This window comes from Friedmanniella luteola (genome assembly GCF_900105065.1).
GTDB lineage: Bacteria > Actinomycetota > Actinomycetes > Propionibacteriales > Propionibacteriaceae > Microlunatus > Microlunatus luteolus.
Genome location: NZ_LT629749.1, coordinates 3,828,268 through 3,841,914, shown reverse-complemented (window position 1 = coordinate 3,841,914; position 13,647 = coordinate 3,828,268). Strand labels below are relative to the sequence as shown.

12 protein-coding genes are annotated in these 13,647 nt (G+C 71.7%); all 12 read left to right on the top strand.

Annotated features, from left to right (window positions below):
- The first annotated feature begins 243 nt into the window (after window positions 1-243).
- The 12 genes from BLT72_RS18085 (at window position 244) to nuoL (ending at window position 13,646) form a co-directional block, all read left to right on the top strand.
- Window positions 244-603: an NADH-quinone oxidoreductase subunit A gene (locus BLT72_RS18085; RefSeq protein WP_091414586.1), complete on the top strand. Its 360-nt coding sequence runs from the start codon at window positions 244-246 to the stop codon at window positions 601-603.
- Between the two features lie 66 nt (window positions 604-669).
- Window positions 670-1,224, top strand: a complete 555-nt coding sequence (locus BLT72_RS22825) for a NuoB/complex I 20 kDa subunit family protein (protein WP_091414584.1) — start codon at window positions 670-672, stop codon at window positions 1,222-1,224.
- A 131-nt stretch (window positions 1,225-1,355) separates the two neighbouring features.
- The gene (locus BLT72_RS22820) at window positions 1,356-2,090 is read left to right on the top strand and encodes an NADH-quinone oxidoreductase subunit C (RefSeq protein WP_091417801.1); all 735 of its coding nucleotides are present in this window, start codon (window positions 1,356-1,358) and stop codon (window positions 2,088-2,090) included.
- A gap of 8 nt (window positions 2,091-2,098) precedes the next feature.
- Window positions 2,099-3,481 (top strand): NADH-quinone oxidoreductase subunit D, encoded by a 1,383-nt coding sequence (locus BLT72_RS18070; protein ID WP_091417798.1) that lies wholly within the window; start codon window positions 2,099-2,101, stop codon window positions 3,479-3,481.
- Window positions 3,482-3,878: 397 nt separating this feature from the next.
- Complete coding sequence (gene nuoE, locus BLT72_RS18065) at window positions 3,879-4,703, top strand: NADH-quinone oxidoreductase subunit NuoE (protein WP_091414581.1); 825 nt, start codon at window positions 3,879-3,881, stop codon at window positions 4,701-4,703.
- Window positions 4,700-6,049, top strand: coding sequence for an NADH-quinone oxidoreductase subunit NuoF (nuoF, locus tag BLT72_RS18060; RefSeq protein WP_091414579.1), 1,350 nt, complete (start codon window positions 4,700-4,702; stop codon window positions 6,047-6,049). The genes nuoE and nuoF overlap by 4 nt, the downstream gene beginning before the upstream one ends.
- Entirely contained in the window at window positions 6,046-8,553 is a 2,508-nt protein-coding gene (locus BLT72_RS18055; RefSeq protein WP_091414577.1) for an NADH-quinone oxidoreductase subunit G, read from the top strand. The genes nuoF and BLT72_RS18055 overlap by 4 nt, the downstream gene beginning before the upstream one ends.
- A complete protein-coding gene (gene nuoH / locus BLT72_RS18050) occupies window positions 8,550-9,905 on the top strand; it encodes an NADH-quinone oxidoreductase subunit NuoH (protein ID WP_091414575.1) in 1,356 nt (451 codons plus the stop codon). The genes BLT72_RS18055 and nuoH overlap by 4 nt, the downstream gene beginning before the upstream one ends.
- Window positions 9,905-10,543, top strand: coding sequence for an NADH-quinone oxidoreductase subunit NuoI (gene nuoI / locus BLT72_RS18045; RefSeq protein WP_091414573.1), 639 nt, complete (start codon window positions 9,905-9,907; stop codon window positions 10,541-10,543). Before nuoH ends, nuoI begins: the two co-directional genes overlap by 1 nt.
- Window positions 10,544-10,569: 26 nt before the next feature.
- Window positions 10,570-11,415, top strand: a complete 846-nt coding sequence (locus BLT72_RS18040; RefSeq protein WP_425349251.1) for an NADH-quinone oxidoreductase subunit J — start codon at window positions 10,570-10,572, stop codon at window positions 11,413-11,415.
- Window positions 11,412-11,711: an NADH-quinone oxidoreductase subunit NuoK gene (gene nuoK / locus BLT72_RS18035; RefSeq protein WP_091414569.1), complete on the top strand. Its 300-nt coding sequence runs from the start codon at window positions 11,412-11,414 to the stop codon at window positions 11,709-11,711. Before BLT72_RS18040 ends, nuoK begins: the two co-directional genes overlap by 4 nt.
- Window positions 11,712-11,720: 9 nt before the next feature.
- Window positions 11,721-13,646 (top strand): NADH-quinone oxidoreductase subunit L, encoded by a 1,926-nt coding sequence (gene nuoL / locus BLT72_RS18030; RefSeq protein ID WP_091414567.1) that lies wholly within the window; start codon window positions 11,721-11,723, stop codon window positions 13,644-13,646.
- Window position 13,647: the final 1 nt, after the last annotated feature.

The following is a 13,647-nucleotide window of genomic DNA, read 5'->3' as shown; positions in this document are numbered from 1 at the left end:
CCGCTCGTCCGTCTCGGCCGCCTGCCGACCGCAGCCATCCTGCCACCGGGCACCACCGCTCAATTCCGCGCACGGATCCTTGCGTAATTCCTGCCGCGAACCGCCGGGCACGGCGTCGCATCCGGGTGCCGGAACTGTCGCCGGAGCGTCGTACAGTGAGCGAGCACGGACCTCGTGAAGACATTCACGAGCCCCTCGAGAACTCCTGACGAGCACGTCGACGACGACGGTGGAAGGGCGGACATGAACCCCTATCTGGGCATCGTGATCCTGCTGGCCCTCGCGGCCGGTTTCGTCGCGCTGACGATCGTCACGAGCCTGCTGGTCGGGCCCGGGCGCTACAACCGGGCCAAGTACGACTCCTACGAGTGCGGCATCGAGCCCACCCCGCAGCCGGTGGGCGGCGGCCGCTTCCCGGTGAAGTACTACATCACCGCGATGCTCTTCATCGTCTTCGACATCGAGATCGTCTTCCTCTACCCGTGGGCCGCCTCGTTCGACCTGATGGGCACGTTCGCGCTGGTCGAGATGGTGCTGTTCATCGTCACGGTGTTCGTCGCCTACATCTACGTCCTGCGACGGGGCGGCCTGGAATGGGACTGACCCCCGGGCCCGCCACCCGCACCACCCGCCGCACCGCCACCGCCACTGCACGAGGGAAGAACTGAGATGGGTGTCGAGGAGAAGCTGCCCAGCGGGGTCCTGCTGACCACGGTCGAGGGCCTGTTCGGCTACATGCGCAGCGCCGCGTTCTGGCCGGCGACCTTCGGGCTGGCCTGCTGCGCCATCGAGATGATGACCTACGGCGCGCCCCGCTACGACTCCGGCCGCTGGGGCCAGGAGGTCTTCCGGGCGTCGCCGCGGCAGGCCGACCTGATGATCGTGGCCGGCCGGGTCAGCCAGAAGATGGCCCCGGTGCTGCGCCAGATCTACGACCAGATGCCCAACCCGAAGTGGGTGCTGGCGATGGGCGTCTGCGCCAGCACGGGCGGCATGTTCAACAACTACGCGATCGTGCAGGGCGTCGACCACGTCGTCCCCGTCGACATGTACCTGCCGGGCTGCCCGCCGCGGCCGGAGATGCTGATCGACGCCATGTTCAAGCTCAAGGACAAGGTCGCCCACACCCCGATCGGCACCCACGCGGCCGAGGTCGCGGCCGCCGCCGAGCAGGCGCAGCTCGAGACGCCGTCGACGCGGGAGCTGAAGGGGCTGCTGCGGTGAGCGGCGACAACCGCGGCGACCGGACGGCCGGCGGCGAGCCGATCAGCGCCGAGTCCGACGCCAAGGCCCGCGTCAAGGGCGCGGTGGCCGAGGGCGAGTCGGCACCCGACGCCGGCACCCGCGCCGGCTCGCTGACCGGACCCGCGCCCGACGTCGCCAGCGACGACACCGAGGCCGGCGAGGACCGCTCCGAGCTCGCCACGTCGAGCCAGCCGGCCGCCGAGGTGCTGGAGACCCGGCGCGGGATGTTCGGCGTCCGCGGCACGGGCGACACCTCCGGCTACGGCGGCCTGAGCCGGACGATCGAGTTCCCCTCCGCCGTCCAGCCGCCGTTCGGCGGCTGGTGGGACAGCGTCCACGACCGGGTGGGCGCGCTGATGCCCAACCTGTCCGACGTCATCACCAAGGTCGTCGTCCACCAGGGCGAGATCACCTTCCACGTCGCCCGGCAGCACCTGCCCGCCCTGGTGCGGCACCTGCGGGACGACGCCCAGCTGCGCTTCGAGTTCTGCAGCAGCGTCTCGGGCGTGCACTACCCGGCCGACGCCGGAGCCGAGCTGCACGTCGTCTACCACCTGCAGTCGATGACCCACAACCGGCGGATCCGGCTCGAGGTCTCGCTGCCCGACGCCGACCCGCACGTCCCGTCGGTCGTGGCGACCTACCCGACGGCGGACTGGCACGAGCGCGAGACCTGGGACATGTTCGGCGTGGTCTTCGACGGCCACCCCGCGCTGACCCGCATCCTGATGCCCGACGACTGGCCGGGCCACCCGCAGCGCAAGGACTACCCGCTCGGCGGGATTCCCGTGGAGTACAAGGGGGCCGCGGTGCCGCCCCCCGACCAGCGGAGGAGCTACACCTGATGAGCAGCATGGCCGACACCCACCACCACGACGCCACCACGGCCGCCGACGGCGACCAGCCCGAGGACGCCTACGGCGCGGCGGCCGACGCCGCCGAGGGGCACGTCTACACCGTCACCGGTCAGGACTGGGACTCGATCGCCGCCGAGCAGGCCGAGCGCGGCGACGAGCGGATCGTCGTCAACATGGGCCCCCAGCACCCCTCGACCCACGGCGTGCTGCGGCTCATCCTCGAGATGGAGGGCGAGTCGGTGACCGAGGCCCGCTGCGGCATCGGCTACCTGCACACCGGCATCGAGAAGAACCTCGAGTTCCGCAGCTGGACCCAGGGCACCACCTTCGTCACCCGGATGGACTACCTGGCCCCGCTGCACAACGAGACCACCTACTGCCTCGGCGTCGAGCGGCTGCTCGGCATCGAGGCGGAGATCCCCGAGAAGGCCAGCGTCATCCGGGTGATGATGATGGAGCTCAACCGGATCTCGTCCCACCTGGTCTGCATCGCCACCGGCGGCATGGAGATCGGCGCGCTGACCGTCATGACGATCGGCTTCCGCGAGCGGGAGAAGGTGCTCGACGCCTTCGAGCTGATCACCGGGCTCCGGATGAACCACGCCTACATCCGTCCCGGCGGCGTCGCGCAGGACCTGCCCGACAACGCGCTCGAGCACGTCCGCGACCTGGTCACCTGGATGCGCAAGCACCTGCCCGAGTACGCCGCCTTCTGCAACGAGAACCCGATCTTCAAGGGCCGGCTCTCCGGCGTGGGCCACCTCGACCTGGCCGGCTGCCTGGCCCTCGGGATCACCGGGCCGCCGCTGCGGGCCACCGGCTACGACTGGGACCTGCGGAAGAAGCAGCCGTACTGCGGCTACGAGACCTACGACTTCGAGGTCCAGACCTGGGACACGATGGACGCCTACGGGCGCTTCCGGATCCGGCTCAACGAGATGTGGGAGAGCCTGAAGATCGTCGAGCAGTGCGTCGCCCGGCTGGAGAAGATGACCGGAGCCCCGGTGATGGTCGCCGACAAGAAGATCGCCTGGCCGTCCCAGCTCTCCGTCGGCTCCGACGGCATGGGCAACTCCAACGAGCACATCAAGCACATCATGGGCGAGTCGATGGAGTCCCTGATCCACCACTTCAAGCTCGTGACCGAGGGCTTCTCCGTGCCGCCCGGCCAGGCCTACGTGCCGGTCGAGAGCCCGCGTGGCGAGCTCGGCGCGCACGTCGTCTCCGACGGCGGGACCCGTCCGTTCCGGACCCACTACCGGGACCCGAGCTTCACGAACCTCCAGGCCATGCCCGCGATGTGCGAGGGGTCGATGGTGTCCGACGTGGTGGTCGCGGTCGCGAGCCTCGACCCGGTGATGGGCGGGGTGGACCGGTGACGTCCTCGTTCCCTGAGCTCGTCGAAGGGCTCCGGCTCGTCGGGGGTGACCGGACCGAGCGGCGCCTGGCCCGCCCTCGGCGCTGCGCTCCGCGAGCGCTCCGCTCCGCGCCAAACGCCCGACCCACCCGGCCAGGCGCCGCTCGGTCCGGTCACGCCCGACCGTTCGGGTCGGGTGCCGCTGGGTCGGGTCACGTCCGACCGTTCGGGCCGGGTCCTGCCGGGTCGGGTCACGTCCGACCGTTCGGGCCGGGTGCCGCTCCGTCCGGTCACGAGCGGTCGGGGTCGGTGCGCACCTTCTCCACCCCGCCCGGCGCCGGGTCGAGGGTCGCGGGTGCGACCAGCACGTCGGTCACCATCGCCCCCTGGGGCGCACGTTCACGGTGGAGGGGGAGGGCATGAGCAACCTCATCGAGCCGCAGGGGCCGGGGGCGCGGGCCGGGGTGCCGGCGGGGACCAACGCCCGCGAGGAGCTCGCCGGGCACGGGCACTTCGTCACGCACTTCGACGAACCCAGCCTGGACTTCGACGGGCCGGCCAGCCTGATCGACGACGGCGTGCTGGAGGAGCTGCGGCTGATCGCCGGGCGGTACCCGCAGTCGCGGTCCGCGCTGCTGCCGATGCTGCACCTGGTGCAGAGCGTCGAGGGCCGGGTGACGCCGGCCGGGATCGAGGCCTGCGCCGCGATCCTCGGGATCAGCACCGCCGACGTCAGCGGGGTCGCGACCTTCTACACGATGTACAAGCGCCGCCCCGTCGGGAAGTACCACGTCGGGGTCTGCACCACCGCGCTCTGCGCGATCATGGGCGGTGACGAGGTCTACGCCCGGCTGCAGGACCACCTCGGCGTCGGCAACGACGAGACCACCGAGGACGGCCAGATCACGCTGGAGCACCTCGAGTGCAACGCGGCCTGCGACTACGCCCCGGTGATGATGGTCAACTGGGAGTTCTTCGACGACACCACGCCCGAGCGGGCCGTCGAGGTCGTCGACGCCCTGCGGGCCGGCGTCCCGGTGCAGGCCACCCGCGGCGCCCAGGTGGTCACCTGGAAGGAGACCGAGCGCGTGCTCGCCGGCTTCCCGGACGGGCGCGCCGACGAGGGTCCCACCTCCGGGCCGGCGTCCCGGCTCGGCCTGCAGATCGCGCGGGAGCGCGGCTGGCACGCCCCGACCACCCCGCCTCCCGAGCAGCACGACGACGAGCCGACGGAGAAGTCATGACCGACCTGCTGACCCCTGTGCTGACCGCGAACTGGGGTGACGAGCGCGCCTGGAAGCTGGTGAACTACGAGCGGACGGGCGGCTACCAGGGCCTGCGCGCCGCGCTCGCCCTGGACCCGGCCGACGTCGTCGCCCAGGTCAAGGACGCCGGCCTGCGCGGCCGCGGCGGCGCGGGCTTCCCGACGGGCATGAAGTGGGGCTTCATCCCGCAGGACAACCCGAAGCCGAAGTACCTGGTGGTGAACGCCGACGAGTCCGAACCGGGCACCTGCAAGGACATCCCGCTGATGATGGCCTCGCCGCACACGCTCGTCGAGGGCGTGATCATCTCCTCCTACGCCATCCGGTCCCACACGGCGTTCATCTACGTCCGGGGCGAGGTCGTGCACGTCGTCCGGCGGCTGCAGCAGGCGGTCCGGGAGGCCTACTCGGCCGGCTACGCGGGCAAGAACATCCTGGGCACCGGCTACGACCTCGAGATCATCGTGCACGCGGGCGCCGGCGCCTACATCTGCGGTGAGGAGACCGCGCTGCTCGACTCCCTCGAGGGCCGCCGCGGCCAGCCGCGGCTCCGGCCCCCGTTCCCCGCCGTGGCCGGGCTCTACGCCAGCCCGACCGTGATCAACAACGTCGAGTCGATCGCCTCGGTGCCCTCGATCCTCGCCCGCGGCGCGGAGTGGTTCTCCTCCATGGGCACGGAGAAGTCCAAGGGCATGACCATCTACTCCCTCTCCGGTCACGTCACCCGGCCCGGCCAGTTCGAGGCCCCGTTGGGCATCACCCTGCGCCAGCTGCTCGACCTCGCCGGGGGCATCCGGGCGGGCCACGAGCTGAAGTTCTGGACGCCGGGCGGCTCCTCCACGCCGATCCTCACCCCCGAGCACCTCGACGTGCCGCTGGACTACGAGGGCGTCGCCAGCGTGAAGTCGATGCTGGGCACCAAGGCGCTGCAGTGCTTCGACGAGACCACCTCGGTGGTCCGCACGGTGCTGCGCTGGACCGAGTTCTACAAGCACGAGTCCTGCGGCAAGTGCACGCCCTGCCGCGAGGGCACCTGGTGGCTGGTCCAGATCCTCAAGCGGATGGAGGCCGGCCACGGCGAGGAGGGCGACATCGAGAAGCTGCTCGACCTCTGCGAGAACATCCTCGGGCGCTCGTTCTGCGCCCTCGGCGACGGGGCCACCTCGCCGATCAGCTCGGCCATCCAGTACTTCCGCGACGAGTTCGAGGCCGCCATGCACACCCCCGCCTGGGAGCTCTTCCCCTACGAGCGGAGCACCATCTTCGTCCGCGAGCCGGCCCTGGCCGGGGCTCCGCGACGCGCAGCCGAGGAGGGCCAGGCATGACCGTCACCCGTCCGTCGACCGGCGCAGCGGTCGGGGGCGAGCTCGCCCAGCGCGAGGACCTCGTCACCCTGACCATCGACGACGTCGAGGTCTCGGTGCCCAAGGGCACCCTGGTCATCCGGGCGGCCGAGCTCATCGGCGTCGACATCCCGCGGTTCTGCGACCACCCGCTGCTCGACCCGGTCGGCGCCTGCCGCCAGTGCCTGGTCGAGGTGCCCGACGCCGGCAACGGCCGGGGCATCCCCAAGCCGCAGGCCTCCTGCACCCTCGAGGTCGCCGCCGGCATGGTGGTCAAGACCCAGGTGACCTCGCCCGTCGCCGACAAGGCCCAGCACGGGAACATGGAGTTCCTGCTGGTCAACCACCCGCTCGACTGCCCGATCTGCGACAAGGGCGGGGAGTGCCCGCTGCAGAACCAGGCGATGTCCCACGGGTACGCGGAGAGCCGGTTCCACGAGGTCAAGCGGACCTACCCGAAGCCCGTCAACATCTCGGCGAACATCCTGCTGGACCGGGAGCGGTGCGTCCTCTGCGCCCGCTGCACCCGGTTCTCCGAGCAGATCGCGGGGGACCCGTTCATCGCGCTGGTCGAGCGGGGTGCGCTGCAGCAGGTGGGCATCTACGAGCGCGAGCCGTTCCAGTCCTACTTCTCCGGCAACACGATCCAGATCTGCCCCGTCGGGGCGCTGACCAACGCGGCCTACCGCTTCCGGTCCCGGCCGTTCGACCTGACCTCGACGCCGTCGGTCGCCGAGCACGACGCCTGCGGCTCGGCCATCCGGGTCGACCACCGGCGCGGCGTCGTCGTCCGGCGGCTGGCCGGTGACGACCCCGAGGTGAACGAGGAGTGGATCACCGACAGGGACCGCTTCGCCTTCGCCTCCGGACGGGGCGAGGACCGGCTGCTCCGGCCGCTGGTCCGCGACCACGAGGCGGGCACGCTGCGCGCCGCGTCGTGGCCCGAGGCGATCGACGTCGCCGTCGAGGGACTGCGCCGCGCCCGCCGGACCGAGCCCGGCCTGCGCGAGGACGGCTCCCCGGCGCCCGCCGGGGTCGGCGTGCTGACCGGCGGCCGGCTGACGCGGGAGGACGCCTACGGCTACGCCAAGTTCGCCCGCGCCGTGCTCGGCACCAACGACATCGACTTCCGCGCCCGGCCGCACTCGGAGGAGGAGGCGCGCTTCCTGGCCGCCGCCGTCGCCGGCACCGGGCGGGGCGTCACGTTCGCCGACGTCGAGGCGGCGTCCTCGGTGCTGCTGGTCTGCCTCGAGCCCGAGGAGGAGGCCGGCACGCTGTTCCTCCGGCTGCGCAAGGCCTTCCGGAAGACGAGCCTGACCTCCTGGACGGTCGCACCGCTGCTCAGCCGTGGCGCGACCAAGCTGGGGGCGACCCTCGTGCCGGCGGCGCCGGGCCGCGAGGCCGCCGTGCTGGACGCCCTCGACCTCCCGCTGGACGCCGGTTCCGTCGTCCTCGTGGGCGAGCGGGCGGCCGCGTCCCACGGCACGCTCAGCGCCTGCCTGCGGCTCGCTGCGCGCACCGGGGCCCGGCTGGCCTGGGTACCCCGCCGGGCGGGGGACCGCGGCGCGGTCGACGCCGGCTGCCTGCCCAACCTGCTGCCGGGTGGGCGTCCGGTGCTGGACGCCTCCGCCCGCGTCGACACCCAGGCCGCCTGGGGCGTCGGCCCGCTCCCCGCCGAGCCCGGCCGCGACGCCGGCCAGATGCTGTCGGCGGCCCTGGAGGGTCGGCTCGGCGCCCTGGTGGTGGCCGGCGTCGAGCTGGACGACCTGCCCGACCCGCACCTCGCCCGCCGGGCGCTGGAGGAGGTGGGCTTCCTCGTCAGCCTCGAGACCCGCGTCTCCGCGGTCACCGAACGGGCCGACGTCGTCTTCCCGGTCTCGCTGGTCAGCGAGCGGAGCGGCACCTTCGTCACCTGGGAGGGCCGCGAGCGGCCCTTCGGCGCGGTGCTCACCCAGCCGAACGCCATGTCCGACCTGCGGGTGCTCGCCGCGCTCGCCGAGGGACTGGGGACCGACCTCGGCTTCCGCACCGCCGAGGGCGCCCGCGCCGACCTCGCCGACCTGGGCGCCTGGGAAGGCGCCCGGGCCTCGCGACCCGACCTCGGACCCGCCCGGCCCGCCCGCCCCGACGTCACCACCCTGGTGCTGGCCACCTGGCGGCTCGCCCTCGACGACAGCCGGGCGGTGGACGGCGAGCCGTTCCTGCTCGCCACGGCACGGCCCCCGGTGGCCCGGATGAACGCGGCGACCGCCGTGGCCGCGGGCCTCACCACCGCGGTGACCGTCCGCGGCCCGCGCGGCGCGCTGACCTTCCCGCTCGAGGTCGACGCCGCCATGGTCGAGGGCGTGGTCTGGCTGCCCGCCCGGGCGCCGGGCCTCGGGCTGGCCCAGCACCTCGGCGCCGGGTCCGGTGCCCTGGTCGACGTGTCCGTCCCGGTGCCCACCTCGGTGTCCGGCGACCCGAACCCGCAGGGGAGCGACGCATGACCCCGACACCGCTGGACCTCGTCCCGCTGGACCTCGGCCCGTTCCTGGCCGACCGCTGGTGGCTGGTGGCGGTCAAGGCGCTGCTGGCCCTGGTGCTGCTGCTCGTCCTGACGCTCTTCACCATCTGGTACGAGCGCCGGCTGGTGGCCTTCATGCAGCACCGCAAGGGGCCGAACATGAACGGCCCCTTCGGGTTGCTGCAGTCCCTCGCCGACGGCATGAAGCTCATGTTCAAGGAGGACTTCACGCCGAAGGCGGCCGACAGGGTCGTCTTCATGCTGGCGCCCTTCGTGACCGCGGTCCCCGCCATCACGGCCTTCGCGGTCATCCCGGTCGCCGGCGAGGTGCGGATCCCCTTCACCGACATCACCACGCCGCTGCAGGTCACCGACCTCCCCGTCTCGGTGCTCTTCATCGTCGCCGTCGCCTCGATCGGCGTCTACGGGATCGTGCTGGCCGGCTGGTCGTCAGGCTCCACCTACGCGCTGCTCGGGGCCCTGCGCTCCAGCGCCCAGGTGATCAGCTACGAGGTCGCGATGGGCCTGGCGCTCGTCGCGGTGTTCCTCTACGCGGGCTCGCTGTCCACCTCGGAGATCGTGGCCAAGCAGGCCGAACCGGCCGTCACCATCCTCGGCCAGGACCTGCCGGTCTGGTTCGCCGTGCAGCTGATCCCGTCGTTCCTCATCTACCTGGTCGCCATGGTGGGGGAGACCAACCGGGCGCCCTTCGACCTCCCCGAGGCCGAGGGCGAGCTGGTCGGCGGCTTCCACACCGAGTACTCCTCGATGCGCTTCGCCATGTTCTTCATGGCGGAGTACATGAACATGATCACGGTGTCCGCCCTGGCCACCACGCTGTTCCTCGGCGGCTGGCACGCGCCGCTGCCCTTCAACCTGATCCCGGGCCTCGACGCCGGCTGGTGGGGCCTGCTCTGGTTCCTGCTCAAGGTCGTGCTGGTGCTGTCGGTCTTCGTCTGGCTGCGCGGCACCCTGCCCCGGCTCCGCTACGACCAGTTCATGCGGTTCGGCTGGAAGTGGCTGATCCCGATCTCGCTGGCCTGGATCCTGCTGGTCGCGACCTTCCGGGTGGCCCGCAGCGAGGCCTGGTTCGACACGCCGGTCTTCTGGGTGGTCGCCGTCGTCGTCTTCGTGGCCCTGCTCGCGGCGTCGTTCTTCGGGGGCGACAAGGACGAGCCGGCCCCACCTGCCCAGCCGGCCGGCGAGTTCGACGCCTTCGCCGGCGGCTACCCGGTGCCGCCGATGGGCGGGCAGGAGCTGCCCGAGCTCGCCCAGGTGCTTCCGGGTGACACCGAACGACCGCCCGCACCCGCACCCGAGAGGGGAGAGGCCTGATGGGCCTGTTCGACCCGGTCGCCGGCTTCGGCGTCACCTTCCGCACCATGTTCCGCAAGACGTTCACCGAGGACTACCCGACGAAGCCGAAGGTGACGGCCCCGCGCTTCCACGGCCGGCACCAGCTCAACCGCTGGCCGGACGGCCTGGAGAAGTGCGTCGGCTGCGAGCTCTGCGCCTGGGCCTGCCCCGCCGACGCGATCTACGTCGAGGGCGCCCAGAACACCGACGACGAGCGGTTCTCCCCCGGTGAGCGCTACGGCCGCGTCTACCAGATCAACTACCTGCGCTGCATCCTCTGCGGCCTGTGCATCGAGGCGTGCCCCACCCGGGCGCTCACGATGACCAACGAGTTCGAGCTCGCCGACGACAGCCGCGCGGCGCTGATCTACGAGAAGGCGGACCTGCTGGCGCCGCTGCTGCCCGGCATGGACGCGCCGCCCCACGATCGTCGACTGGGCGACGACGAGCAGGCATACTTCCTCGGGCTGCCCGGCTCCGGCCGGCCCGACGACCGGGCCGGCGACATCAGCGGCGCCGTCCCGCAGCCCATGAACCAGGGCTACCTGAACAAGAAGCGCACGGCCGAGACGGCCTCCGGCACGGAGGCCGCCGTGGCGTCCGGCGAGGGGAGGTGAGCGGCGTGACCCCCGAGCTGGTCCCGATGGTGCTGGTCCCGATGGTCACGGGAGCCGAGGTGGCCTTCTGGCTGCTGGCCCCGGTGATGGTGCTCGCGGCGCTGGGGATGATCCTGTCCCGCAAGCCGGTGCACTCGGCGCTGTGCCTGGCGACGGTGATGATCTCGCTGGCCGTCCAGTACGCCGCCCAGAACGCCCCGTTCCTGTTCGCGGTGCAGATCATCGTCTACACCGGCGCGATCCTCATGCTCTTCCTGTTCGTGCTGATGCTGGTGGGCGTCGACGCCGCCGACTCCCTGGTGGAGACGATCAAGGGCCAGCGTCCGCTGGCGATCCTGGCCGGCCTCGCGTTCGGTGTGCTGCTGGTGCTGGCCGTCGGGAACGCCGTGGTCGACCCGCCCGCCGGTCTGGGCGCGGCCAACGCCGAGAACGGCGGGAACGTCCAGGGCATCGCCGCGCTGCTGTTCAACCGGTACGTCTTCATCTTCGAGGCGACCTCGGCGCTGCTGATCACCGCCGCCGTCGGCGCGATGGTGCTGGCGCACCGCGAGCGCCTCACCAAGAAGCTGACCCAGGGCGACCTCGCGGCCGACCGGCTCCGCCGCTACGCCGAGCACGGTGAGCACCCGGGCCCGCTGCCCACCCCCGGCGTCTTCGCCCGGCACAACGCCGTGGACACCCCCGCCCTGCTGCCCGACGGCAGCGTCAGCGAGCTCAGCGTGTCGGCCACCCTCCGGGCCCGCGGCGAGATCCTCGACGGGCAGGACCTCGTCCAGCCCATCGACACCACCCTGCGCGCGCTCACCGCGGACGGGGACGACGACCGGCCTCCTCACCGGTCGCAACCACTGCCCGGGGAGGGCTCCCGGTGAACCCGGACCACTACATCGTGCTGTCGGCGATCCTGTTCACCATCGGCACGGTCGGCTTCATGACGCGCCGCAACGCCATCGTGGCGTTCATGTGCGTCGAGCTGATGCTCAACGCGTCCAACCTCGCGCTGGTCACCTTCTCCCGGGTGCACGGCACCCTGGACGGCCAGATCGCCGCGTTCTTCGTCATGGTGGTGGCCGCGGCCGAGGTCGTGGTCGGGCTGGCCATCATCATCACGATCTTCCGCACCCGCCGCTCGGCCTCGGTCGACGACGCGAACCTGTTGAAGTTCTAGGGGACGTCGATGCTCGCACTGGAAGTCGTCACCCCCGTCGCCGCCACGGGTCTGTTCTCGTGGGCCTGGCTGATGATCGCCGTCCCGGCCGCCAGCGCCGCCCTCCTGCTGCTCGTCGGCCGGGCGGGGGACCGGTGGGGCCACCTGCTGGGCACGCTGGCCCCGTTCGCGTCCTTCGTGGTCGGGCTGCTGCTGTTCGTCCAGCTCCTCGGCCGCGACGAGGCGGCGCGCTCGGTGGGCGTGCCGCTCTACGAGTGGTTCGGCAGCGGCCGCTGGAGCATCGGCGTCGGCCTGCTGGTCGACCAGCTCTCGATCGTGTTCGTCCTCCTCATCACCGGGGTCGGCGGGCTGATCCACGTCTACTCCATCGGCTACATGGCCCACGACGAGCGCCGTCGCCGCTTCTTCGGCTACCTCAACCTCTTCGTCGCCGCCATGCTGCTGCTGGTGCTGGCCGACAACTACCTCGTGCTGTTCGTCGGCTGGGAGGGCGTGGGCCTGGCGTCCTACCTGCTGATCGGCTTCTGGCAGCACAAGCCGAGCGCTGCCACGGCGGCGAAGAAGGCCTTCGTGGTCAACCGCGTCGGTGACCTCGGCATGAGCCTGGCGATCATGTTCATGCTCTACCTCTTCGGCTCCTCGGCGTTCGCCGACGTGAACGCCGGGGCCGCGGCGATGCCGTCGCTGGTCGCCACCGTCCTCGGTCTGCTGCTGCTCCTCGGGGCCTGCGGCAAGTCGGCGCAGGTGCCGCTGCAGTCCTGGCTGCTGGACGCCATGGAGGGCCCCACCCCGGTGTCGGCCCTGATCCACGCGGCGACGATGGTCACCGCCGGCGTCTACCTGGTCACCCGCAGCCACGCCGTCTTCGCCGAGTCCGAGGCCGCCAGCACGGCGGTGGTCGTGGTCGGCACCGTGACGCTGCTCTTCGGCGCCTGGATCGGCTGCGCCAAGGACGACATCAAGAAGGTGCTGGCCGGCTCCACGATGAGCCAGATCGGCTACATGATGCTGGCCGCGGGCATCGGCCCGGCGGGCTACGCGTTCGCGATCTTCCACCTGCTGACCCACGGGTTCTTCAAGGCGAACATGTTCCTCGGCGCCGGTTCGGTCATGCACGGGATGGCTGACGACGTGAACATGCGCCACTACGGCGGCCTGGCCAAGCCGATGCGGATCACCTTCGTGACGTTCGCCGCCGGCTACCTGGCGATCATCGGCTTCCCGTTCTTCGCCGGCTACTACTCCAAGGACCACATCATCGAGGCGGCCTTCGAGCACAACGCGGTGATCGGGGCGCTGGCCCTGCTCGGCGCCGGCGTCACCGCGTTCTACATGACCCGGCTGATGCTGATGACCTTCGTCGGCGCGAAGCGCTGGGAGCGCGGTGTGCACCCGCACGAGTCGCCGCTGGTGATGACGGTGCCGCTGGTCGTCCTCGGTGCCGCGTCGGTCGTCGGCGGCCTGCTGCTGAACGGCTGGATCGAGGGCTGGCTCCACCCGGCGACCGGCGGTGCCCCCGAGGGGGCGCACGCGCCGACCGGGCTGTTCCACGTGTCGCTCGTCGGGGTCGTGACGCTGCTGGTCGTCGCCGCCGGGGTCGTGGTCAGCGTCGTCCTGTTCGGACCGCGTCGCGCCATCCCGCGCGAGGCGCCGCAGAGCCGGTCCCCGCTGACCGTCGCCGGCCGGCGCGACCTCTACGGCGACGCGGTCAACGAGGCCGTCTTCATGCGACCCGGCCAGAAGATGACCGCCGGGCTGGGCCGCTTCGACGCCAACGCCGTCGACGGCGTCGTCCGGGGGACCGGGATCGCCCTCGCGGACTTCTCCAGCCGGCTGCGCCGGGTGCAGAACGGCTTCGTCCGCTCCTACGCCTTGACCATGATGGCCGGCGCGGCCGTCGTCGGTGCCGTCCTCGTGCTCGGCCGGCTGGGCTGAG

What these genes read in the sequence shown, in the direction of transcription:
- BLT72_RS18085 (WP_091414586.1), top strand. Translation starts at nt 244, where the DNA reads ATGAACCCCTATCTGGGCATCGTGATCCTGCTGGCCCTCGCGGCCGGT.
- BLT72_RS22825 (WP_091414584.1), top strand. Translation starts at nt 670, where the DNA reads ATGGGTGTCGAGGAGAAGCTGCCCAGCGGGGTCCTGCTGACCACGGTC.
- BLT72_RS18070 (WP_091417798.1), top strand. Translation starts at nt 2,099, where the DNA reads ATGGCCGACACCCACCACCACGACGCCACCACGGCCGCCGACGGCGAC.
- nuoE (WP_091414581.1), top strand. Translation starts at nt 3,879, where the DNA reads ATGAGCAACCTCATCGAGCCGCAGGGGCCGGGGGCGCGGGCCGGGGTG.
- nuoF (WP_091414579.1), top strand. Translation starts at nt 4,700, where the DNA reads ATGACCGACCTGCTGACCCCTGTGCTGACCGCGAACTGGGGTGACGAG.
- BLT72_RS18055 (WP_091414577.1), top strand. Translation starts at nt 6,046, where the DNA reads ATGACCGTCACCCGTCCGTCGACCGGCGCAGCGGTCGGGGGCGAGCTC.
- nuoH (WP_091414575.1), top strand. Translation starts at nt 8,550, where the DNA reads ATGACCCCGACACCGCTGGACCTCGTCCCGCTGGACCTCGGCCCGTTC.
- nuoI (WP_091414573.1), top strand. Translation starts at nt 9,905, where the DNA reads ATGGGCCTGTTCGACCCGGTCGCCGGCTTCGGCGTCACCTTCCGCACC.
- BLT72_RS18040 (WP_425349251.1), top strand. Translation starts at nt 10,570, where the DNA reads ATGGTGCTGGTCCCGATGGTCACGGGAGCCGAGGTGGCCTTCTGGCTG.
- nuoL (WP_091414567.1), top strand. Translation starts at nt 11,721, where the DNA reads ATGCTCGCACTGGAAGTCGTCACCCCCGTCGCCGCCACGGGTCTGTTC.